At 74.0% G+C, this 24,055-nt stretch carries 12 protein-coding genes and 2 pseudogenes; 11 read left to right on the forward strand and 3 right to left on the reverse strand.

Annotated elements, in window-relative coordinates:
• Positions 1-41: 41 nt before the first annotated feature.
• The 7 genes from ACFV4N_RS22400 (at position 42) to ACFV4N_RS22430 (ending at position 18,101) form a co-directional block, all read left to right on the forward strand.
• A complete protein-coding gene (locus ACFV4N_RS22400; protein WP_499674515.1) occupies positions 42-13,697 on the forward strand; it encodes a type I polyketide synthase in 13,656 nt (4,551 codons plus the stop codon).
• A gap of 37 nt (positions 13,698-13,734) precedes the next feature.
• Positions 13,735-14,988, forward strand: a complete 1,254-nt coding sequence (locus tag ACFV4N_RS22405) for a cytochrome P450 family protein (protein WP_499674516.1) — start codon at positions 13,735-13,737, stop codon at positions 14,986-14,988.
• 38 nt (positions 14,989-15,026) lie between these two features.
• A complete protein-coding gene (locus ACFV4N_RS22410; protein WP_499674517.1) occupies positions 15,027-15,386 on the forward strand; it encodes a nuclear transport factor 2 family protein in 360 nt (119 codons plus the stop codon).
• Between the two features lie 27 nt (positions 15,387-15,413).
• Entirely contained in the window at positions 15,414-15,836 is a 423-nt protein-coding gene (locus ACFV4N_RS22415; RefSeq protein WP_499674518.1) for an allene oxide cyclase barrel-like domain-containing protein, read from the forward strand.
• Positions 15,837-15,900: 64 nt separating this feature from the next.
• Positions 15,901-16,734 (forward strand): mycofactocin-coupled SDR family oxidoreductase, encoded by an 834-nt coding sequence (locus ACFV4N_RS22420; RefSeq protein ID WP_499674519.1) that lies wholly within the window; start codon positions 15,901-15,903, stop codon positions 16,732-16,734.
• 76 nt (positions 16,735-16,810) lie between these two features.
• Positions 16,811-17,302: a nuclear transport factor 2 family protein gene (locus ACFV4N_RS22425; RefSeq protein ID WP_499674520.1), complete on the forward strand. Its 492-nt coding sequence runs from the start codon at positions 16,811-16,813 to the stop codon at positions 17,300-17,302.
• Between the two features lie 10 nt (positions 17,303-17,312).
• Complete coding sequence (locus ACFV4N_RS22430) at positions 17,313-18,101, forward strand: thioesterase II family protein (protein ID WP_499674521.1); 789 nt, start codon at positions 17,313-17,315, stop codon at positions 18,099-18,101.
• A gap of 63 nt (positions 18,102-18,164) precedes the next feature.
• Here the strand turns inward: ACFV4N_RS22430 and ACFV4N_RS22435 are convergent.
• A pseudogene (locus ACFV4N_RS22435) lies at positions 18,165-19,036 on the reverse strand (SDR family oxidoreductase).
• On the opposite strand from ACFV4N_RS22435, the gene ACFV4N_RS22440 reads away from it, so the two are divergent.
• Positions 18,980-19,888: a LysR family transcriptional regulator gene (locus tag ACFV4N_RS22440; protein ID WP_499674522.1), complete on the forward strand. Its 909-nt coding sequence runs from the start codon at positions 18,980-18,982 to the stop codon at positions 19,886-19,888. The pseudogene ACFV4N_RS22435 and the gene ACFV4N_RS22440 sit on opposite strands and share 57 nt — an antisense overlap.
• Here the strand turns inward: ACFV4N_RS22440 and ACFV4N_RS22445 are convergent.
• Positions 19,833-21,422: an ABC transporter permease gene (locus tag ACFV4N_RS22445; protein WP_499674523.1), complete on the reverse strand. Its 1,590-nt coding sequence runs from the start codon at positions 21,420-21,422 to the stop codon at positions 19,833-19,835. The genes ACFV4N_RS22440 and ACFV4N_RS22445 overlap by 56 nt on opposite strands.
• Positions 21,419-22,333: an ABC transporter ATP-binding protein gene (locus tag ACFV4N_RS22450; RefSeq protein WP_499674524.1), complete on the reverse strand. Its 915-nt coding sequence runs from the start codon at positions 22,331-22,333 to the stop codon at positions 21,419-21,421. The genes ACFV4N_RS22445 and ACFV4N_RS22450 overlap by 4 nt, the downstream gene beginning before the upstream one ends.
• Before the next feature lie 118 nt (positions 22,334-22,451).
• On the opposite strand from ACFV4N_RS22450, the gene ACFV4N_RS22455 reads away from it, so the two are divergent.
• The 3 genes and pseudogenes from ACFV4N_RS22455 to ACFV4N_RS22465 form a co-directional block, all read left to right on the forward strand.
• Positions 22,452-22,931 carry a GbsR/MarR family transcriptional regulator gene (locus ACFV4N_RS22455; protein ID WP_499674525.1) on the forward strand — a complete coding sequence of 160 codons (480 nt, stop codon included), beginning with the start codon at positions 22,452-22,454 and terminating at the stop codon, positions 22,929-22,931.
• 53 nt (positions 22,932-22,984) lie between these two features.
• Positions 22,985-23,368: a hypothetical protein gene (locus ACFV4N_RS22460; protein WP_499674526.1), complete on the forward strand. Its 384-nt coding sequence runs from the start codon at positions 22,985-22,987 to the stop codon at positions 23,366-23,368.
• Between the two features lie 196 nt (positions 23,369-23,564).
• Positions 23,565-24,055, forward strand: a pseudogene (locus ACFV4N_RS22465) (IS5 family transposase); the annotation flags it as partial.

Here is a 24,055-nt window from a genome sequence, read left to right on the forward strand (position 1 = left end):
GCTCCGACCTCACCGAACTGCTGTCGGGGCTGGACGACCTGGTGGCCGGCGCCACCCCGGTCGCCGGACCCGTCGGCTCCGGCGGCACCGACCCGGTGTTCGTGTTCCCGGGACAGGGCGGGCAGTACGCCGGGATGGCCCTGCGGCTGTGGGACTCCTCGCCGGTCTTCGCCGCGTCCATGGCGGAGTGCGAGGCGGCGCTCGCGCCTCACGCGGACTGGCACGGCCGCACCCTGCGCGACCTCCTGGCCGGCGCGGACGGCGCGGACGGCCTGGACCACGCCGAGCAGGTCCAGTCGGCGCTGTTCGCGGTCATGGTCTCGCTCGCCCGGCTGTGGATCTCCCGCGGGGTGGTGCCCGCCGCCGTGATCGCGCACTCGGTGGGCGAGGTCGCGGCCGCGCACATCGCCGGCATCCTCACCCTCGCCGACGCGGCCAGGGTCCTGACCGCGCGGGCGCGCGTGTCCGGCCGGGTGAGCGGGTACGCCACGCTCTGGGTCGGGCTGCCGGTCGAGCAGGTGCGCGACCGGGTCGAACGGCTGGCCGGCGTGCACGTCAGCGCGGTCAACGGCCCGCGATCGGTCGTCCTGACGGGTCCGGCCGACCTGGTGGCCGCGTTGCGGGCCGAGTACGAGGCCGCCGGTGCCCGCGCGCGTCCCATCCCGATGGACTACCCGACGCACTCCCCGCACATGGCGGTGGTCGAGGACGAGCTCCTCGCGCTGCTGGCCGACATCCGCCCGGCCACCGCCTCGGTGCCGTACTACTCCACGACGCTCGCCCGCCGGGTGGAGGGCGCCGAGCTCGACGGCCGGTACTGGTTGACCAACCTCGTGCGGCCGGTGCGGTTCCACGACACCGTCGCCGCGCTGCTGGCCGACGACCACCGCGTGCTGCTGGAGGTGGCCCCGCACCCGCTGCTGGCCCCCTCCATCCAGGAGACCGCCGAGGACGGCGGCGTCGAGGTGACCACGTTGGCGACCCTCCGCCGCGGCGAGGACGACCCCGACGCGTTCCTGCGGTCGGTGGCCGCCGCGTGGCGGGCCGGGCTCACCGTGGACTGGTCCGCGGCCTTCGCCGGCACCGGGGCGCGGCGGGTGGAACTGCCGACCTACGCCTTCCAGCGGCAGCGCTACTGGCCGACGGCGTCGGCGTCCGCGCCGGGCGACCCGGCCGCCGCCGGCCTCGACCGGGTCGACCACCCCCTGCTCGGCGCCAAGGTGGCGCTGGCGGGGGACGCCGGCCTCCTGTTCACCAGCCGGCTCTCGCCGCGCGCCCACCCGTGGCTCGTCGACCACGCGCTGTTCGACCGGCCGCTGCTGCCCGGCACGGCGTTCCTCGAACTGGCGATCCGCGCGGCCGACGAGGCGGGCCTCGGCCGGCTGGAGGAGCTGACCCTCGAAGCGCCGCTGGTCCTGCCGAGCCGGCACGACGTGGCGGTCCAGGTGCTCGTCGGCGCTCCCGACGGCGACGGCCGCCGCACCCTGGAGGTGTACTCCCGCTCGGCGGAACCCGGCGAGGCCGCGGGCGCCCCGTGGACGCGGCACGCGCGGGGGAGCGCGGTGCCCGGCGACGACCCGGAACCGGCGCCGTGGCCGGCGGACTCGCCCTGGCCGCCGACCGGGGCGACCGAACTGGACGTCGCCGGGTCCTACGAACGGCTCCACGAGCTCGGCTACCACTACGGCCCCGCCTTCACCGGGTTGCGCAAGGCGTGGCGGAAGGGTGACCAGGTCTTCGCCGAGGCGGAGCTGCCCGAGGGGCTCGCGGCCGACGCGGTGCGCTTCGGCCTGCACCCGGCCCTGCTGGACACCGGCCAGCACAGCCTCGCCGTGGACCAGCTCGACCCGTCGCGGGCCGACCCGGCCGCCGTCGGCGTGCGGGCGCCCTTCCTGTGGTCCGGGGTGCGGCTGCTCGCCTCGGGCGCCGCGGCGCTGCGGCTCGTGTTCTCCCCGGCGGGGTCGTCCTCGTGGTCGGTGGACGGGTTCGACACCACCGGCCGCCCGGTGCTGAAGGTGGACTCCCTGGTCGCCCGCGAGGTGTCCGCCGAGCAGTTGCGCGACGTCGGCTCGGCGCACGGGGACGCGCTGTTCGAGCTGGGCTGGGTGCCGTGCGGATCGGCCGACGCCGGTCCGGGGGCGGGCGTTGAAGGGTCGATCGGCTGGGTGACGCCGTTCGACCTGGCCGCCCTCGGCGCGGCGGTGGACGGTGGCGCGCCGCTGCCCGACCTGGCGGTGCTGCGCGTTCCCGGCCTCCCGGCGCCCGGGTCGGTGGTCGAGTCGGTGCGCACCGCGGTGAACGGCACGCTGCGGGTGCTCCAGGACTGGCTCGCCGATGCCCGGTGGGAGCGGTCGAAGCTGGTCGTGGTGACCGGCGGCGGGCTCGTGGGCGCGGCGGTGGCCGGTCTGGTGCGCTCCGCGCAGTCGGAGGACCCGGGGCGGGTGGTCCTCGTCGAGCAGGCGTCCACCGGCCCGGAGCCGGTCGGGGAGCGGTCGGTGGAGGCGCTCGTCCGGGCCGCGATCGCGTCGGGTGAGCCGGAGGTCTCGGTCCGGGACGGGCGGCTGTGGTCGCCCCGGCTGACCAGGGCCGCCGCCGAGGCGCTCCCGGATCCCGCCGGGCCCGCGGACGGCGAGCAGGAGTCGGTGTGGGGCACGGGGACCGTGCTGCTGACCGGGGCGTCCGGGGTGCTGGCCGGGCTGGTGGCCGAGCACCTCGTCACCGAGTGCGGGGTGCGGCGGCTGCTGCTGGTGTCGCGGCGGGGTCCTGCCGCTCCCGGCGCCGGTGAGCTGGTCGAGCGGCTGACCGCGGCGGGCGCCTCGGTGCGGGTGGCGGCGTGCGACCTGGCCATCCGCCAGGAGGTGGTGGACCTCGTCGGCTCGGTGCCGCCGGAGTTCCCGCTCAGCGCCGTGGTGCACTGCGCGGGCGTGCTCGACGACGCGACCGTGGGCTCGCTGACCCCCGACCGGGTGGACGCGGTGCTGCGGCCCAAGGTGGACGGCGCCTGGCACCTGCACGAGGCCACCCGGGACGCCGGCCTGTCGGCGTTCGTGCTGTTCTCCTCGGCCGCGGCGGCGTTCGGCGCCGCCGGCCAGGCGAACTACGCGGCGGCCAACGCGTTCCTGGACGAGCTGGCCGACCACCGGCGCGGGCTGGGCCTGCCGGCGGTGTCGATCGCCTGGGGCTGGTGGGCCGAGGCCAGCGGGATGGGCAGCCACCTCGGGACCCAGGACCGGGCCAGGATGGCCCGCACCGGCATCCGCCCGGTGGACAACGACTTCGGCCTCGCCCTGTTCGACGCGGCCGCCCGCCGACGGGGGCGCGTCGTCGCCGCCCCGTTCGACCTCGCCGGCCTGTCCACCGCGACCGCGGTCCCGGGGCTGCTGCGCGGGCTGGTGCGCCGCCCGGCGCGGCGGGTCGTCGAACCGCACCTGGCCGCCGGGTCCCGCGAGGGCCTGGCGGCACTGGAACCGGCCGAGCGCGACCGGGTCGTCGCCGAGCTGGTGCGCACCCACGCCGCGGCCGTGCTCGGGCACCCGTCGGGCAGCGCCATCGACGACCGGCAGCCCTTCACCGCGCTGGGGTTCGACTCGCTGACCGCGGTGGAGCTGCGCAACCGGCTCACCGCGGCGACCGGGCTGCGGCTGCCGGCCACGCTGATCTTCGACTACCCCTCGCCGGCCGCCCTGGTCGAGTTCGTGCGGGGCGAGGTCGGCGGCGGGGCGACCGCACCGGCCCGACCGGTCGTCACCGCGACCGCGACCGGGGACGACCCGATCGCGATCGTGGGCATGGCCTGCCGCTTCCCCGGCGGGGTCAGCTCGCCCGACGAGCTGTGGGACCTCGTCGCTCAGGGGCGGGACGTGATCGGCCCCTTCCCCGCCAACCGCGGCTGGGACGTCGACGAGCTCTACCACCCGGACCCCGAGCACTTCGGGACCACCTACACCCGCGAGGGCGGCTTCCTGTACGACGCCGACCGGTTCGACCCCGGGTTCTTCGGCATCTCGCCGCGCGAGGCGATCACGATCGACCCGCAGCAGCGGCTGTTGCTGGAAACGGCCTGGGAGTCCCTGGAGAACGCGGGCATCGACCCCACCTCGCTGAGGGGCGGCCCGACCGGCGTGTTCGTCGGGCTGATGTACCACGACTACAGCTCGCGGCTGCACACCAAGCCCGAGGAGTTCGAGGGCTACCTGGGCAACGGCAGCGCCGGCAGCATCGCGTCGGGTCGGGTGGCCTACGAGTTCGGCTTCGAGGGCCCCGCGGTGACGGTGGACACGGCCTGCTCGTCCTCGCTGGTCAGCCTGCACTTCGCGGCGCAGGCGCTGCGCTCGGGCGAGTGCTCGCTCGCGCTGGCCGGCGGCGTGACGGTGATGGCGTCGCCCGAGCTGTACGTCGAGTACAGCCGGCTGCGCGCGAACGCCCCGGACGGTCGGTGCCGGGCGTACGGCGAGGGCGCGGACGGCACCGGCTGGTCCGAGGGCGTGGGCCTGGTCGTGCTGGAGCGGCTGTCCGACGCGCGGCGCAACGGCCACCGGGTGCTGGCGCTGGTGGCCGGCTCGGCGCTGAACCAGGACGGCGCGTCGAACGGGCTGACCGCGCCCAACGGTCCGTCCCAGCAGCGCGTGATCCGCCAGGCCCTGGCCAACGCCGGGTTGTCCGCCTCCGACGTGGACGTGGTCGAGGGCCACGGCACGGGCACCCGGCTGGGCGACCCGATCGAGGCCCAGGCGCTGTTGGCCACCTACGGCAGCGAGCACACCGAGGACGCGCCGCTGTGGCTGGGGTCGATCAAGTCGAACATCGGCCACACCCAGGCGGCGGCGGGCATCGCCGGCACCATCAAGATGGTCCTGGCGATGCGGCACGGGATCCTGCCCAAGACCCTGCACGCGGAGACCCCGTCGTCGCGGGTGGACTGGTCGTCGGGCGCGGTCTCGCTGCTCGACCGGGCCCGGGAGTGGCCGGATCGCGGGCGGCCCCGCCGGGCGGGGGTGTCCTCCTTCGGCGTCAGCGGGACCAACGCGCACGTCATCCTGGAACAGCCACCGGCCGAGCCCGCCGCTCCGGCCGAGCCCGCCGCCCCGGCCCCCGACGACGCCGCGTCCCCGCCGGCCTGGCCGCTCGTGCTGTCGGCCCGCGGGCCGGAGGCCCTGCGGGGCCAGGCCGACCGACTGGCCGCCCACCTGCGCGACCGGCCCGAGGTGGCGCTGGCGGACGTGGCCCGCTCCCTGGTGGCCGACCGGGCCGCCCACGACCACCGGGTGGTCCTGCTCGCCCGCGACCGCGAGCAGGCCCTGGAGCGGTTGGCGGTGTTCGCCCGCGAGGGCGGGGGAGCCGGCGTGGCCCGGCGCGGCTCGCTGGCGATGGTGTTCACCGGTCAGGGCGCGCAACACCCCGGCATGGGCGCGCAGCTGCACCGGCGGTTCCCGGTCTTCGCGGACGCGTTCGACCGGGCGTGCGAGCAGTTGGACCCCGCGGTCCGCGAGGCCGTCCTCGGCGACGGCGGCGACCGGCTCGACGCCACGGAGATCGCCCAGCCCGCGCTGTTCGCGGTCGAGGTCGCGCTGTTCCGGCTGTTCGAGTCCTGGGGCGTCCGGCCGGACTTCCTCACCGGTCACTCGGTGGGCGAGGTCGCGGCCGCGCACGTCGCCGGCGTGCTGTCGCTGCCGGACGCGTGCCGGCTGGTGTCCGAGCGGGGCCGGCTGATGGGGCGGCTCGACCCGGGCGGGGTGATGGTCTCGGTGACCGCCGGCGAGGAGGTGGTGGCCCCGCTGGTCGCCGAGCACGCCGACTCGGTGTCGATCGCGGCGGTCAACACCCCCGGTTCGGTGGTGCTCTCCGGGCTCGAACCGGCCGTCACCCGGATCGTGCGGCGCCTGACCGAGGACGGGCACCGCGCGAAGCGGCTCGTCGTCAGCCACGCGTTCCACTCGCCGCTGATGGACCCGATGCTCGACGAGTTCCGCGCCGTGGTCCGCGGCCTGGAGTTCCAGCCGCCCCGTATCCCCATGGTGGGCGGTGACGAGGTGGCGGACCCGGAGTACTGGGTGCGGCACGTGCGGGACGCGGTGCGGTTCGCCGACAGGGTGACCGAACTGCGCGGCGCCGGCGTCACGCGGTTCCTCGAGATCGGGCCCGACGCGCCCTTGACCGGCGCGATCCGCCAGTGCCTCGACGAGCCGGACGTCGTCGCGGTCCCCGGCCTGCGCCGGGACCACGACGAAGCCGACACGGCGCTCACCGGGCTCGGCGCGCTGTTCGCCGCCGGGGTGGAGGTCGCCTGGCCGGCCCTGTTCGACGGCACCGGGGCCGGGCGCACCTCGCTGCCCACGTACGCGTTCCAGCACCAGCGGTACTGGCTCGACGCCCCCGAACCGCCGGTGGACCTCGCCGCGGTCGGCCTCGACCCGCTCGACCACCCGCTGCTGCTGGCCGGTGTGGAGGTGGCCGGCGGTGACGCCGTGCTGCTGACCGGCCGGCTGGCGCCGCGGACCCAGCCGTGGCTGCGGGAGCACGTGCTGTTCGAGCAGGCCCTGCTGCCCGGCACCGCCTTCGTGGACCTGGCGCTGCGGGCCGCCGAGCAGGTCGGCTGCGACCTGCTGGACGAGCTGACGATCGAGTCCCCGCTGCTGATCGCCGCGTCGGGCGCGGTCGCGCTGCAGGTCCTGGTGGAAGCCCCCGACGAGGGCGGCCACCGGAAGGTGACGATCTCCGCCCGCCCGGACGGCGACGCCGACGACCTCCCCTGGACGCGGCACGCCACCGGGACGGTGTCCGTGGCGAAGGGCGCGCCGAGCCCCGATCCGCTCACCGAGTGGCCGCCGCGGGGAGCCGAGGTCGTCGACGTCACCGGCGCTTACGACCTGTTCGCCGGCGCGGGCCACGACTACGGGCCGACGTTCCAGGGGCTGGTGGCCTGCTGGCGGCGCGGCGAGGAGCTGTACACCGAGGTGGAGCTTCCGAGCGGCGGGACCGACGTCGAGCGCTTCGGCGTGCACCCGGCGTTGCTGGACGCCGGTCTGCACGGCGGCGTGCTGCGGGCCCTCACCTCCGAAACCCCCCGTGGCCTGGTGCCGTTCTCCTGGGCGGGTGCGCGGCTGTTCGCCCGGGGCGCGACCGCGCTGCGCGTCCGGGTCCGGCCGGCGGCCGGCGACGCGGTCGCCCTGGACGCCTTCGACGAGACCGGTGCCCCGGTCCTCGGCGTGGCGGCGCTGTCCTCGCGCTCGGTGTCCGCCGACCGGCTCCGCGCCGCCGCCGCTCCCCGCGACGACTCGCTGTTCGAGGTCGAGTGGGTCGAGTGCGGCCGGGTCGACGACACCGCGCCCCGCCCCGGGGTCACCGTGCTGGACGGCCCGCTGGAGCTGGCCGAGCTGGTGTCCGGGTGGGACGGGGGAGCCGGGGTCCCGCCCCTCGTGGCGGTGTCGGTGCCGGGGGAGGGGCCCGACGTCCCCGCCGACGTCCACGCGGCGGTGAACGGCGTGCTGCGCTCGGTGCAGCTGTGGCTGGCCGATCCCCGCTGGGAGTCCTCGCGGCTGGCGGTCGTGACGACCGACGGCCTGACCGGCGCGGCGGTGCGGGGCCTGCTGCGCTCGGCGCAGTCGGAGCACCCCGACCGCATCGTCCTCGTCGAGGCCGGCGCCGACGCGATCACCACCGCGGCGCTGCACGCGGCCGTGGAGTCGGGTGAGCCGGAGGTCTCGGTGCGCGACGGCGTGCTCCGGGCCCCGAGGCTGGCCCGCCCGGGCACCACCGACGCCGCGCGGGCCACCCCGTGGTCGGCCGGGACCGTGCTGATCACCGGCGCCTCGGGTGCGCTGGCCGGGCACGTGGCCCGGTACCTCGTCACCGAGCACCACGCGCGGCACCTGGTGCTGACCTCCCGGCAGGGCCCCGACTCGCCCCGGACCGCCCGCCTCGCCGCCGAACTGGCCGAACTCGGCGCCGAGGTCCGCGTCCTCGCCTGCGACGTCGCCGACCGCGAACAGGTCGCGGCCGTGGTGCGCTCGGTGGCGCCCGGGTCCCCGCTCACCGCGGTGGTGCACTGCGCCGGCGTGCTGGACGACGGCGTGTTCGGCGCCCTGACCGGCGACCGGGTCGACGCGGTGCTGGCGCCCAAGGTCGACGGCGCGTGGCACCTGCACGAGCTGACCCGGGAGCTGGACCTCTCCGCGTTCGTGCTGTTCTCCTCCTCCGCCGCGCCCTTCGGCGCGCCGGGCCAGGCCAACTACGCCGCCGCCAACGCCTTCCTCGACGCGCTGGCCGTCGAGCGGCACCGCCACGGCCTCCCCGCGGTCTCGATCAGCTGGGGCTGGTGGGGCGAGGACAGCGGGATGACCGAGAACCTCGGCGCGGCCGACGTGGCCCGCATGGGGCGGGGCGGGATGGTGCCGCTGGCGACCGCCCGGGGCCTCGAACTGCTGGCCGCGGCGACCGACCTGGCCCGCCCGAACGTGATGGCCGCCCACCTCGACCTGGCCGCCGTGCGGTCGGCGGGCGAGGTGCCCGCCCTGCTGCGCGGCCTGGTGCGGCGCCCGGCCCGGCGCCCGGCGCGCCCGTCGGTCGCGGGACCGGAGGTGGCGCGACTGGTCGGCGCCCCCGTCGCCGACCAGGTCAAGGCCATCGGCGAACTGGTGCGCGAGCAGGTCGCCGCCGTGCTCGGCCACCCGAGCGGCGCGGCGATCGACATGACCCGCGCCTTCCACGAGGTCGGGTTCGACTCGCTCACCTCGGTCGAACTGCGCAACCGGCTGACCGCGGCCACCGGGCTGCGGCTGCCGGCCACCCTGGTGTTCGACCACCCCACCCCCGAGGCGCTGGCCGCGTTCCTCCGGTCCGCGCTGGTGGGCGACGAGGCCGACACCGCCGAGGCCGTTCCGACCGGGCGCGTCGCCGTGACCGGTGACGACCCGATCGTGGTCGTCGGCATGGCCTGCCGGTACCCCGGCGGGGTGGACTCGCCGGACGAGCTGTGGCGGCTGGTGGTCGAGGGCCGCGACGCGATCACCGGTTTCCCGGCCGACCGCGGTTGGGACCTGGCCCACCTCTACGACCCGGACCCCGAACGCCCCGGCACGACGTACGCCCGGGGTGGCGGGTTCCTCGACCACCTGGCCGGGTTCGACTCCGACTTCTTCGGCATCTCGCCGCGCGAGGCCATCGCCATCGACCCGCAGCAGCGGTTGCTGCTGGAGACGGCCTGGGAGTCGTTCGAGGACGCCGGCATCGTCCCCTCCGCCCTGCGCGGCGGCCCGGTCGGGGTGTTCGTGGGCGCGAACGGGAGCGACTACCCGGCCCTGCTGGCCCAGGACCCCCGCGACTTCGGCGGCCGGGTGCTGACCGGCAACGCGGCCAGCATCATCTCCGGGCGGCTGTCCTACGAGTTCGGGTTCGAGGGGCCGTCCGTCTCCATCGACACGGCGTGCTCGTCCTCGCTGGTGGCCATGCACCTGGCGGCCCAGGCGCTGCGCTCGGGCGAGTGCTCGCTGGCGCTGGCCGGCGGTGTCGCCACGATGGCCACCCCCGGCATGTTCGTGGAGATGGCGCGGCAGCGGGGCCTGTCCCCGGACGGTCGGTGCCGGGCCTTCGGCGCCGGGGCGGACGGCACCGGGTGGGCCGAGGGCGTGGGCCTGCTCGTGCTGGAGCGGCTCTCCGACGCCCGCCGCAACCACCACCGCGTGCTGGCCGTCCTGGCCGGCTCGGCGGTCAACCAGGACGGCGCCTCGAACGGCCTCACCGCGCCCAGCGGCCCGTCGCAGCAACGGGTCATCCGCGCCGCGCTGGCCAACGCCGGGCTGTCGGCGCGCGAGGTCGACGCGGTGGAGGGGCACGGCACCGGGACCCGCCTCGGCGATCCCATCGAGGCGCAGGCCCTCCTGGCCACCTACGGGCGCGACCGCGAGCCCGACGGCCCCCTGTGGCTGGGGTCGGTCAAGTCGAACATCGGGCACTCGCAGGCCGCCGCCGGCGCCGCCGGGGCCATCAAGATGATCATGGCGATGCGGCACGGCGTGCTGCCCCGGACCCTCCACGCCGAGACCCCGTCACCCGAGGTCGACTGGTCCTCCGGCGGGGTGGCGCTGCTGGACCGGGCCCGCGACTGGCCCGACCGGGGCCGTCCGCGCCGGGCGGGCGTGTCCGCGTTCAGCCTCAGCGGGACCAACGCGCACGTCATCCTGGAACAGGCGCCCGACGACCTCCCCGCGCCGCCGCCGGCGCCGGCCCCGACCCCGGACGAGGGCGCCGCGACCAGGCCGGTGCAGCCGTTCGTGCTGTCGGCCCGGGGACCGGCGGCCCTGCGCGCCCAGGCGGCGCGCCTGCGCGACCACGTCACCGACCTGCCCGAACCGGCGTTGGCCGACGTCGCGCGAGCGCTGGTGACCGACCGCGCGGTCCACGACCACCGGGCGGTGGTGCTCGCCGCCGACCGCGAGCAGCTGCGCGAGCGACTCGCGGCGTACGCCGACGACCCCACCGCACCCGGCGCGGACGCCGCCGGCGTGGCCGGCAGCGGCGGCCTGGCCGTCGTGTTCACCGGCCAGGGGGCGCAACGCGCCGGGATGGGCCGCGAACTCCACCGCCACTTCCCGGTCTTCGCCGCCGCGTTCGACGACGCGTGCGCGGCACTGGACCCCGCGCTGAAGGACATCGTCCTCGACGAGGACGACGCCCGGCTGAACACCACGGAGTTCGCCCAACCCGCGCTGTTCGCGGTCGAAGTGGCCCTCTTCCGGCTGTTCGAGTCCTGGGGCGTCCGGCCCGACTTCGTCACCGGCCACTCCGTCGGCGAGATCACCGCCGCCCACGTGTCGGGCGTGCTGTCGCTGGCCGACGCCTGCGCGCTGGTGACCACGCGGGCCCGGCTCATGCAGGCGCTCCCACCGGGCGGGGCCATGATGTCCGTGAACGCCGGTGAGGACGTCGTGGCCGCGCTGCTCGCGGAAGGGGCGGGGTCCGTCTGGATCGCCGCGGTCAACTCCCCGGAGTCGGTGGTCGTCTCCGGCGCCGAGGCCGCCGTGGACGACCTCGGGCGACGCCTCGCCGACGCCGGGTACCGCACGAAGCGGCTGGCCGTCAGCCACGCGTTCCACTCCCCGCTCATGGACCCCGTGCTGGGGGAGTTCCGGGCCGCGCTCGACGGCCTGGAGTTCCGGCCGCCGCGCACACCGATGACCGGCGGCGACGTGGCCACCCCCGAGTACTGGGTCCAGCACGTCCGGAACGCGGTGCGGTTCGCCGACGCGGTCGCCGAACTCCGGGCCGGCGGCGTGACCCGCTTCCTGGAGCTGGGGCCGGACGCGGTCCTGACCGGCCTGGTCCGCGAGTGCGCGGCCGGTGAGGGCGTCGTCGCCGTGCCCAGCCTCCGGCGAGGCCGGCCGGAGACCGAATCCGTGCTCGCCGGACTGGGCGCCCTGTTCACCGCCGGGGTCGAGGTGGACTGGCCTGCCCTGTTCCCCGCGGCCGGCGCGGCGCGGACCCCGCTGCCGACCTACGCGTTCCAGCACCGGCGCTACTGGCCGGACGCGCCCGCGACACCGGCCGCGGCAGCGGCCGACCCGGACGCCGTGGACAGCCGGTTCTGGGGGTTGGTGGAACGGGGCGACCTCGACGCGCTGAGCGCCGAGCTGTCCACCGGGGAACGGGACGGCCTCGGCGCCGTGCTGCCCGCACTGGCCCGGTGGCGCCTCGACCAACGGGAGAAGGCGGTGGTGGACGGCTGGCGGTACCGGCTGGGCTGGCGGCCCGTGCCGACCCGCCCCGAGGGCGCCCTCACCGGCACCTGGTTGCTGGTGGTGCCCGCCGGGCACCGCGACGACCCCTGGGTCGCGCCGATCGGAGCGGCGATGACCGCCGCCGGGGCCGAGGTCCGTCACCTGGAGGTCGGCGAGCACCAGCTGGACCGGGCCGCGCTGGCGACCCGGCTCGGCGAGCCGCCGCTCGCCGGGGTGGTCTCGTTGCTCGCGCTGGAGCGGTCCCGCGTCCCGGGGCACCCCGGCGTGCCGGTCGGCCTGGCCGCCACGGTGGGCCTGGTCCAGGCACTGGCGGACCGCGGGATCGACGCACCCCTGTGGTGCCTCACCAGCGGCGCGGTGCACGTCGCCCCCGGCGACGACCTCGACCACCCCGACCAGGCCCTGCTCTGGGGCCTCGGGCGGACCCTCGCCCTGGAACACCCCGACCGCTGGGGCGGTCTGGTCGACCTGCCGGTCACCCCCGACGACGCCTCGACGGCCGCGCTGGTCCGCCTGCTGGGCGACGGCGGCACCGGCGAACAGGCGGCGCTGCGGGACGGCGCCGTCCTAGGCGGCCGGCTGGTCCGCGCCGACCCGGACGAGCCGCCGCGCCGGAACTGGCGACCGGCGGGCAGCGTGCTGGTCACCGGCGGCCTCACCGGCCTGGGCGCCCGCACCGCGCGCTGGCTGGCCGAGCAGGGCGCGCCCCACCTCGTGCTCACCTCCCGCCGGGGCCGGGGAGCGCCGGGCGCCGTCGAGCTCGAAGCCGAGCTGACCGCCCTGGGGGCCGCGGTGACCATCGCCGCCTGCGACGTCGCCGACCGGGACGAGGTGGGGGCCGTGCTCGCGGACCTCCCCGACGACCTGCCGCTGACGGCCGTGTTCCACAGCGCGGGGGTGGCCAACGACGGCGTCATCACCGAGCTGACCCTCGACCGGCTGGACAACGTCCTGCGGCCCAAGGTGGACGGGGCGTGGAACCTCCACGAGCTGACCCGGGACCTGGACCTCTCGGCCTTCGTGCTGTTCTCCTCGGCCGCCGGCCTCGTCGGCTCGCCCGGCCAGTCGCACTACGCGGCGGGGAACGCCTTCCTCGACGCCCTGGCCCACCACCGGCGGGCGCGCGGCCTGCCGGCCACGACGATCGGCTGGGGCCTGCTGGCCGGCGGGGGCATGGCCGACGACACCGGCGCGACCGACCGGGCGGGCCGCCGGGGCCTGCACCCGATGGACCCCGGCCAGTCGCTGGCCGGGCTGCGGCGGGCGCTGGACCACGACGAGACCTACATCGCCGTGACCCACGTCGACTGGACCCGGTTCACCAGGGCGACCGCGGGCGCCGTCAAGTGCGCGGTGATCAGCGACCTGCCCGAGTACCGGGCGGCGTTCCCGCCGGCCGCCGCGGCGGATCGGCCCGCCGAACCGGACGGCGAGACCCGGTCGTGGGCCCGGCTGGGCGCCCTGGACGGGGAGGAACGCGACGCCGCGCTGCTGGAGCTGGTGCGGGCGCAGGTGGCCGAGGCGCTCGGTCACGGCTCGACCGACGCCCTGCCGCCGACCAAGGCGTTCGTGGAACTGGGTTTCGACTCCCTCTCCGCGGTCGAGCTGCGCAACCGGCTCGTCGCGGCGACGGGCCTGGCGCTGCCGGCGACGCTCACCTACGACCACCCGACCTCCCTGGCGCTGCGCGACTACCTGCGGACGGCGATGTTCGGCGAGGACGCCGACCAGGCCGAGTCCGCGCTGGCCGAGCTGGACCGGCTGGAGGAGGTGCTCTCGGCGGTGACGGCGGACGACCGCGTCGACGAGGCGGCCAAGGACCAGGTGCTGCGACGGGTCCAGAAGATGGCCGCCGCGCTCGCCGGCCAAGCCGGCCGTTCCGAGCAGAGCCGGCTCATCGCGAACGCCGACGACGACGAGCTGTTCGACTTCATCAACCGGGAACTGGGCGGTTCCGGCAGTTGATCCCGTCGCCCCGACCCTCGACGACAGAGGACACCCCATGACCGACTCCACCGGGATCGGCACGCCCGGCACCGGGACATCCGCCGAAACCGACCTGCTGAGCTGGGACTTCATCCAGGACCCGTACCTGACCTACCGCGAGATGCGCGCCGGGTCGGGCCCCCGGCGGCTCGTCATCAAGACGTTGAGCACGGGCCTGCGCGCGTGGCTGGTCACCGAGTACGGCGACGTGCGCCGGCTGCTGGCCGACCCCAGGCTCTCGAAAGCGGCCGGGGGCGCCGCGCCCGTCATCGCCGAGCACAGCACGGAGGACGTCTCGGGCCAGGCGATCACGTCGGAGAGCATGCTGTTCAGCGATCCGCCGCGGCACTCGCGGTTGCGCCGGGTGTTCGGCAGGGCGTTCACGATGCGCCGCACCGAGGACCTGCGCCCGCGGATCGAGGAGATCACCGACCAGGTGCTCGATTCGATCCCCAGCGGAGCAGAGGTCGACCTGGTGGAGTCGGTGGCGATGGCCATCCCCATCGCGGTGATCGGCGAACTGCTCGGCGTGCCCCGCGCCGCCCACCACGACCTCCGCCGGTGGAACCGCACGCTGACCGCCGTCGATTCGGAGCCGTCGGAGAAGTACGGGGCGTACATGGCGTCGCTGGAGTACTTCCGGGGCCTGATCGCCGAGAAGGTGAGCGGCCACGACACCGCGGACGACCTGATCAACGCGATGCTCGACCCGGACGACGAGGAGCGGTTCGACGAGCCCGAGCTGCTCTCCACCATCTTCCTGATGATGAACGCGGGGTACGAGACCACCGCGAACCTGATCAGCAGCTCGGTGCACGCCTTGTTGGAGCACCCCGAACAGCTGGAGCTGCTGCGCGGGGACGCCTCCCTGATCCCGAACGCGGTGGAGGAGTTCCTCCGCTACGAAAGCCCGCTGAACCTCTCCACGTTGCGCTACACCACCGAACCCGTGGAGATCGGCGACACCGTCGTCCCCGCCGGCGAGGTGGTGTTCCTGGCGCTGTGCTCGGCGAACCGCGACCCGGACCGCTTCGCGGAACCGGACCGCTTGGACGTGCGCCGCAACGCCGCCGCGCACCTGGCCTTCGGCCACGGCATCCACCACTGCGTCGGCGCGCCGCTGGCACGGCTGGAGGGCCGGATCGTGCTGGACCGCCTGCTGACCGCGTTCCCGCGCTGGGAGGCGGCCGCGCCGCTGGACCAGCTGACCTGGCGCTACACCCTGCAGTTCCGCGGCCTGGAACGGCTGCCGGTGAGGTTGTACGCGTGACCCGGAAACCCCTGCCACGAAGAGAATGGAGCCGACCTGTGTCAGCGGAAGTGCTCGACCGATTCTTCACCAGTTCGGGTGCCGGCGACATCGAGACCGCCGTCGACTGCTTCGCCGACGACGGGCGGTGGATCACGCCCGACGGGGACGGGCTCGGGACGGTCCACACCAAGGACCAGATCGGCGACCTGATCACCAATTTGAACGCGATGCGCGAAAAGATGATCGCCTCCGGCGTCGACGGCAGGTTCGAACCGCCGATCATGGTCGGCGAGGACCTGGCACTGGTCCGGTGGACCGTGGAGACCACCGACGGAAAAGTGGTCAACCGCGGCGTCGACCTGTTCGTCCTGAGGGACGGGAAAATCGTCCTCAAAGACGTCTACCGCAAGATCTGAAACGCCCACCCGGGAAAGGAAGAGATTGTGATCAACAGCTACGAGGACCTGGTCGAGACGACGGTCAACGCCACCACCGACATCGAGGACCTGCAGAACATCCACGTCGGCCAGAGCGGCACCTACGAGCACGCCCTGTTCACCAGGTCCGGTGAGAAGGTGGCCACCACCTCGGGCGGGTTCAAGGTCCTCTACCGGCGGGAATCCGACCAGCAGTTCATGGCCTACCTGACCAACGAGGTCGTCTTCGAGGACGGGTCCGGCACGATCCGGGTCGCCGGGTGGATCGACATGGGGTCCCTCCTGTCCGGGAACTGGGCCTACTACCCGAGCGTGGGCGTCAGCGGCCGGTACCTCGGCCAGAACGGTTTCATGGCCTGGCGCCCCAGGAACCTCGGCCAGGAAGAGGGCGCCGAGGTCAAGCTGATCATGTTCGCGGCCGCCGAGTGAACGACTCCGCGACCGCGGATCTCGATATTCCTTCCCCTGACGTGGAGGTTCACAAGTGAGCCGGATGGCCGGAAAAGTCGCGCTGATCACCGGGGCCGCGCGGGGGATGGGGCGTTCGCACGCGGTGCGCCTCGCCCAGGAGGGGGCGGACATCGTGGCCGTCGACCTGTGCGCGGACGTGGAGAGCGCACCGTACCCGGGATCGGGCAGCCAGGACCTCGCGGCGACGGCGCAGGCGGTCGAACAGCTGGGCCGACGGGTCATCGCGCGCCAGGCGGACACGCGCGACCTCAAGGCGTTGCAGGACGTGGTCGACGAGGCGATCGCCGAGTTCGGCCACATCGACGTCGTGTGCGCGAACGCCGGGATCTCGAGCTTCGGGTTCGCCTGGGAACTCACCGAGGAGACCTGGCAGGAGATGATCGACGTCAACCTGACGGGATCGTGGAAGACCGTCAAAGCGGTGATCCCCCACATGATCGAACGGGGTGGGGGCGGCTCGATCGTCTTCATCAGCTCGGTGTCGGGGTTGATCGGCGTGCCGACCATGGCGCACTACACCGCGTCCAAGCACGGCGTGGTCGGGCTGATGCGCGCCCTGGCCGCGGAACTGGCGCACCACAACATCCGCGTCAATTCGGTGAACCCGGGGAACGTCGACACGCCGATGGTCAACAACGCCACGATGCGGAAGCTCTTCCTGCCCGAGATCCCCGACCCGACGCCCGAGGACGCGGACAACGCGATGAAGGGGATGAGCGCGCTGCCCGTCGGCTGGATGGACTCGCGGGGGATCAGCGACGCGGTGCTGTACCTGGCCTCGGACGAGGCGCGGCACGTCACCGGGATCGCCCTCCCCGTGGACGCCGGGATGATGATCCCCAACAAGATGCGCTAAGAACCGCCACTGGCCCACGGGCGGAACGTGAGCCGAAATCCCGCAGCACGAACACATCACCGGAGGCCGTTTCACCATGACCGAGAACGCACTCTCGTCGCTGGTCGACCGACTCGACATCATCGAGTTGACGGCCAAGTACGCCTATCGGCTCGACACCCGCCAGATCGACCTCCTCATGGAGCTGTGGAGCGACGAGAGCCCGGTCTTCGACGAGGAGGACTTCGGGCTGGGGAAGGCCACCGGGAAGGACGAGATCCGACACCACTTCGAGGTCGACATCTACGGGCAGATGGAGAACCTCTGCCACCTGACGACCAACCACGTCATCAACGAGATCTCCGGAACCAGGGCATCCGGCACCTGCACCGTCTTCGCCCAGGGTGACGTGCGGGCCGGCGGGACCTCGCGGGCCACCGCGTACTACCAGGACCAGTACGTCCGCGAGAACGGGACGTGGAAGTTCGCCAGCCGCAAGGTGATCCCGCTGACCAGGCCGGAAGCCGGCAACTTCCAACTCCCGGAGGACGGCGCCGGTCCGGCGGACCGGACAGCCGCCACGGCCTGAGAGAAGGAACGTGCGCGCATCGACCACGGATGGCGGATCCTGGATCAGGCCACTGCGAGACCCGGTCCCGCGCAGTCGGGCACACCTCGTCTGCTTCCCCTTCGCGGGCGGCTCGGCGGGGTACTTCCACTCGCTGGCGAGCTCGCTCGAACCGGACGTCCCGGTGCTCGGGGTCCAGTACCCGGGGCGGCAGGACCGCCGGCACGAGCCGGTGATCGAGGACATCGGCCGCCTCGCCGACGAGATCTGCGAGGCGCTGGTCCCGTGGGAGGCGCAGCCACTCGCACTCCTCGGTCACAGCATGGGTGCGGTGGTGGCGTTCGAGGTGGCGCGCCGCCTGGAGCGAGGTGATCGACGCGCGCCGCTCGCGTTGTTCGCCTCCGGGCGCCGCGCCCCGTCGTGCCACCGCGACCAGAGCGCCTACGCGGACGACGACGACAGCATCATCGCCGACCTCCGGAAGCTGGGCGGGACCGACCCGGCCCTCCTGGACGACGACGAGATGAGGCGCCTGATCCTCCCGGTGATCCGCGGCGACTACCGGGCGATCGCGACCTACCGCGCGCCGACGACGGGAGCGGTGTTGGACGTGCCGATCGTGGCGATGACCGGGGACCGCGACCCGAGCGTGTCGTTCGAGGAGGCGAGCGCCTGGCGACGGCACACGACGCGGTCCTTCGAGGTCAAGGTCCTGGCCGGAGGTCATTTCTTCCTGCACGAGCACCTCGCCGAGGTGGCCGGCTGCGTCAGGCGCTTGCTCCGGACCCTCCGTCCCGGCGGTACCCGAGAGCCGAGGTGATGCCCGCGGGCCGCCCCGCGCCTCCGTACGTCCAGTACGAAGGCGCGGGGGCGGCCGACCCCTTCACCAAGGCAGTCTGCCGTCGTCGTCGAAGAAGCCGCCCGTCGGGCACTCCCGCCCGAGCGTGGCCAGCCGCACCACGATCGCGGCGCCCTCGGCCGCGGTCCGGGTCAGCTCGAACGGCAGGCCCTTGGCGAAGTCCGTGTCGCACGCGCCGGGCGCGACCGCGTTCACCAGGATCCCTCCGCGTGACAGCGCTTTCGCGTACTGCACCGTGAGCATGTTCAGCGCCGCCTTCGACACCGGATAGCCCAGCGAACCCGGCATCCGGCTCAGGTAGTGGGTGGCATCGGTCGTCCACGTCATCGACGAGGTGCCGCTGGAGACGTTCACGATCCGCGCCGCGGCCGAACGGCGCAGCAGCGGGAGCATCGCCTCGGTCACGGTGACGACACCGAACAGGTTCGTCTCGAACACCGCCCGCACCCCGTCGAGGTGTGCGGAGCCCGGCGCCTGCGCCCCGAGGTCGCCGGAGATGCCGGCGTTGTTGACCAGCACGTCCAGCCGGCCGAACCGCTCGGCGAGCTGCTCGGCCGCCGCGCTCACCCCGCGTGGTCGGTCACGTCGAGGCCGATCGGGTGCGCGACACCACCCGCCGCGCTGATCTCGGCCACCGCCTCGGCGCCCTTCTCCGGGTCCCGGGCACCAACCACCACCGTCATCCCGAGCCTCGCGAGCTCACCCGCGACGGCCCGCCCGATCCCCTTGTTCGCCCCCGTGACCAGGGCAATCGTTGCGTCAGCACTCACCTGATCAGCGAACCACCCGGTGTTCCCCCGGGCCAGGACCGGGCTGATCTCGCTCGATACCCTCCGGGTATGGACGTCCAGACCCGGGAACTGCGCTACTTCGTCGCGGTCGCCGAGGAACTGCACTTCGGGCGGGCCGCCCAGCGGCTGGGCATCGCCCAGCCACCCCTGTCCCGGGCGATCCGCCTGCTCGAACAGCGGATGGGCCTCACCCTGCTGGACCGCACCAGTCGCGGGGTCCGGCTCACGGCGGCCGGGGAGGTGTTCCTGGCCGAGGGGCGCGTCGCACTGGATGCCGTGGCCGCCGCGGTGCGCCGTGCGCGAAGGGCGGCGGCGACCACTCCGCGGCTGGTCCTGGCGCTCAAACCCGGCAGCGACGCCGACCTGTTGCAGCCGATCCTGGACCGCTACGCCGCCACCCCCGACGCCGTTCCGGTCGATCTCGCCTTCAGCGTCGGCGAACGCGCCGCGATGGTCCGCGACGGCCGCGCCGACCTCGCGCTGCTCCACCGGCCGCAGAACGACCTGAGCGGCCTGGACAGCGAAGACCTCCACGTCGAAGGCCAGGTCGTGGTGCTCCCGGACGGCCACCCCCTGACCGCCCGCACCGAGGTGTCGATGGCCGACCTGCGCGGCGGGACCCAGCCCCGCTGGCCGGAGTCCCGCCCCGAGGTGACCGGTCACCTCGTCACCGACACCGACCAACTGCTGCAACTCGTCCGGCTCGGGCGGATGGTCGCGGTGCTGCCGGAATCGATCCGTGATCGCCTGCCACCCGGTACGGTCAGCCGTCCTGTCCTCGACGCCGAGCAGGCCACCCTCGTGATCGCCTGGCACCGGGAGTCAACCTCCCGCCAGGTCGCCGCCTTCATCCGCGCCGCAACCTCCGTGCGGCCACCCCGCGACTCGGCGATCGCACCGGTCACAGGTCACGTCGACGGAAACCGACCATCCCCGCGGTCACCAGGCCGGCCGTGACGACGACGAACCAGAGCAGCGGGACGACGGCGAACTCCGCGCCGGGCAGCGCCGGGGTCCGCGCGAACGGGGAGATCCACAGGAGGCGCTCGCCGGCACCGCCGTAGGCCACGGCGAACTCGAGGAGGAAGCACACGCCGAGCGCGGCGTAGGCGACGGGTGCGGCGAAGCGGGGCGCGACGCCGTACAGCGCCGCGGCGATGGCGGCCAGCACCAGGATCGCGGGTGCCCGGACCACGGCGGCGGCGAGCAGCGGCGGCAGCTCGGCGGCCACGTCGCCGGTGGCCAGGCCGTAGACCAGGCCCATGCCGAGCCCGAGGCCCGCCAGCACGACGATCGTGCCCCCCGCCGCCACGAGCAGGTGCCCGCCCATCCAGCGCACCCGGCTGACCGGTCCACTGAGGACGGCATCGGCGCGGGCGGACAGCTCTTCGGCGCGCAGCCGGAGGGTCGCCTGGATCGCGTGGATCGTCACCACCTGGCTCAGCAGGTAGATGATCAGCGCGAAGAAGCTGTCCACCGGACGACCGCCGCCGCCCAGCTGCGACATCAGGTCGCGCAGCGCCTGGCTGTCGTCGACCTGGTCGGTGATGGTGTCGGCGGTGGTGCCGAGGACGGCGCCGAACGCCGTGACGGCGACCGCCCAGGCGATCAGCACGCCGCGGTGCAACCGCCAGGCGAGGGCCAACGCCGATCGCAGCCGGGGGGCCGCGGTGGCCGGACCGAGCCGGGCGGGCAGGATCCCGGTGCCGAGGTCGCGGCGCGCGGAGATCGCGCAGGCCGCCGCCACGAGCAACACCACCAGCCCGGCGACGAGCGGCAGCGGCCACCACCGGTCGCCGGCGAACGGACGCATCTCCTGGGTCCAGCCGAACGGGGACGCCCACCGCAGCCACGAGGTCCCGTTCGCGTCGGCGATCGCCCGGACCGCGTACCAGAAGCCCACGCCTCCGGCGGCGAGACCGGTGGCGGCCCTGGAACTCGAGGTGAGTTGCGCCGTCAGCGCGGCGAGCGCGGCGGCGACGCAGCCGGCGGCGGCGAATGACAGGGCGAGGACCAACGACCCGCCCACCGGGAGCCCTTGGACGGTGAAGCCCACCACCATCAGGAGGGCCGAACCCAGGTTCGCGGCGATCGCGACGAGCAGGGCCGCGGCCGGCACGGCGTGCCTGCCCACCACGGTCGAACCGAGCAGTTCGCCCCGGCCGGACTCCTCCTCCGCCCTGGTGTGCCGGATGACCAGCAACAGGCTCGCCAGCGACAGCAGCAGCGCGACCTGCCCGCGGATCCGCCAGGCGCCGATGCCCGCCGCGGACGGGTCGAAGATCGGGCCGATCATCATCAGCTGAACCGGGTTGTCGTTGGTGATGCGGAAGAACTCGAGGCGTGCCGCCTCGGTCGGGTAGGCGCCCTGCACCGATGCCAGCACCCCGATCGCGAACAACGCGGCAAGGCCGAACCAGGCCGGGATCCGCACCCGGTCCCGGCGGACGATCAACCGGACGAGCGTGCCGACGCCGGTCAGCGCGGTCATCGGACCGCCACCTCCTGCTCGGCGCGCAGGTCGTCCCCGTAGTGGCGCAGGAACAGCTCCTCCAGCGTGGGCGGCCGGCTGATCAGGTTCCGGATGCCGGCCGCGGCCAGCCGCCGCATCAACTCCGCCAGCCCGTCGCCGTCGACCTGGCAGCGCACCCGGCGACCGTCCACCTCGAGGGCGTGCACCCCGGGCACGTCCCCGAGCCCCGGCACCGCTCCGGTCAGCTCGGCCGTGACGGTGGTGCGGGTGAGCCGGCGCAGCTCGGCGAGCGTGCCGGACTCCACGGTGCGGCCGCGCCGGATGATGCTGACTCGGTCGCACAGGGCTTCGACCTCGGACAGGACGTGGCTGGACAGCAGCACCGTCCGCCCGCGGTGCCGCTCGTCGGCGACGCACTCCTGGAACACGGCCTCCATCAGCGGGTCCAGCCCCGAGGTCGGCTCGTCCAGCACCAGCAGCTCCACGTCGGACGCCAACGCGGCGACCAGGGCCACCTTCTGCCGGTTGCCCTTCGAGTAGGCGCGGCCTTTCTTGCGCGGGTCCAGCTCGAACCGGTCCAGCAGGTCGGCTTTGCGCCGCCGGTCGATCCCGCCACGCAACCGGCCGAGCAGGTCGATCACCTCGCCACCGGTCAGGTCCGGCCACAGCGTCACGTCTCCGGGCACGTGAGCGAGCCGGCGGTGCAACTCCGTCGCGTCGGCCCACGGGTCGCCGCCGAGCAGCCGGGCCTGACCGCCATCCGCCCGCAGCTGTCCCAGCAGGACCCGGATGGTCGTGGACTTCCCCGCACCGTTCGGTCCGAGGAAACCGTGCACCTCGCCGGCCCGGACGGTCAGGTCGAGACCGTCGAGCGCCCTGGTCCGGCCGAACGTCTTGACCAGCCCGGACACGGAGATCACGTTCGTCATGACGCGCACTCTACACTTAGTTCACGAAATTCATGAAACTTGTGAAGTATGCACCACGGCGGGCCGGCGCGACCGAGCGCTAGGCTCTCCGCGAGGGGAGCGGAGGGAGAACGCAGGCGTGAGCGACGGAACCAGCCAGGACGGCGAGGAGGGGCGCTTCCTCGAGCGGTTCGCCGTGGTCCTGTCCGACTCCGGCTACCCGCGGATGGCCGCTCGCGTGTTCTCCGCGCTCCTGGTGTCCCCGACCGGCAAGCGCACCGCGGCCGAACTCGCCGACCTGCTCGGCGTCGGCCCGTCAGCCATCTCCGGCGGCATCAACTACCTCCTGCGCACCGGCATGGCGATCCGCGAACGGGACCCCGGACAGCGCCGCGACCACTACGGGGTCCACCAAGTGGCTTGGTTCGAGGCCCTGACCTCGAGCGACACCGTGTACCGGCGTTTCGAGGACGTCGCCCGCGAAGGCACGAAGATCTTCGGCCCGGAAACCGAGGTGGGCGCCCGCCTGGCGCGGACCGAGCGCTTCTTCGCCTTCCTGCGCGAGGAGATCCCGCAGCTCATGCGCAAGTGGGAGGAACTGGATTCGCCGGGCACGTAGACCTGTCGGGCGACCTTGATCTCCAGTGCACTGGAGGTCGTAGCGTCACCGGCATGACCGGAACACTCCTCTTCCACAACACCATGCGCATCCGTGAGGGCCACCTGGACGAGTTCCGCGCGGCCGTCGTCAAGGCCGTCGCCTTCGTCCGCGACCACGGCCCGCAGTTGATGGTGGAGGTGTTCATCGACGCCGAAGCCATGCGGGCGCACAGCTTCCAGCTCTACGCCGACGACGAGTCCGTGCTGGAGCACTGGCAGCTCTCCGATCCCCACATCCGCGAGGTGATGGAGCACTGCACGGTCGAGCGGTTCGAAGTGTTCGGCGCGCCGGGGGAGCAGGTGCGCGCGGGCCTGCGAACGCCGAGCGGCGAGCCGTTCCCGACGACCATCACCCCGCGGCTGACCGGGTTCACCCGCATGGCCACGTCCCGGTGACGTGCGGCGATCTTGGTGTTCGCCTTGGCCGTGCGGGTCAGCCGGCCAGTTGGAGGCGGCGCTCGAGCAGGCGGCTCGCCCTCGGGTAACGCAGGTCCACGACGAGCCATCACAACAACCTGCAACGAATCAACGACTCAGGGCACTAGGGCCTGTCCTCAAAGCGGGTGCGGTTGATCTGCTTTGATCTTGGGTCGTGATCCGCAGGCACGAGTTGACCGATGAGCAGTGGCGGGCGATCGAGCCGCTGTTGCCCGCCTCGGGTGTGAAGGGGCGTCCGCGGGTGGACGACCGTCGGGTGATCAACGGGATGTTGTTCAAGGCCAAGACCGGGGTGGCGTGGCGTGACCTGCCGGAACGGTACGGGCCGTGGAAGACGGTCTACAACCGGTTCTGGCGCTGGTCGCGCAACGGAACCCTCACCACGTTGGTGGCGAAGGTCCGGGTGATCGCCGAGGCGGTCGACGAGTTGGATCGCGAGGTCTCGGTCGACTCCAGCATCGTGCGGGCGCATCAGCATGCCGCCGGAGCCCGCCGCACGAGCCCGACCGTCGCCCACACAGGGGGCGTTCGGGTCGTGCGGCGGGCACAGCGAGCCAGGTGATCATGCCATCGGCCGCTCCCGAGGCGGACCCACCACCAAGATCCACCTGGCCTGCGACGGCCACGGCCGACCCCTGTCGATCG

Source organism: Actinosynnema sp. NPDC059797 (assembly GCF_042732085.1).
Taxonomy (GTDB): domain Bacteria; phylum Actinomycetota; class Actinomycetes; order Mycobacteriales; family Pseudonocardiaceae; genus Actinosynnema.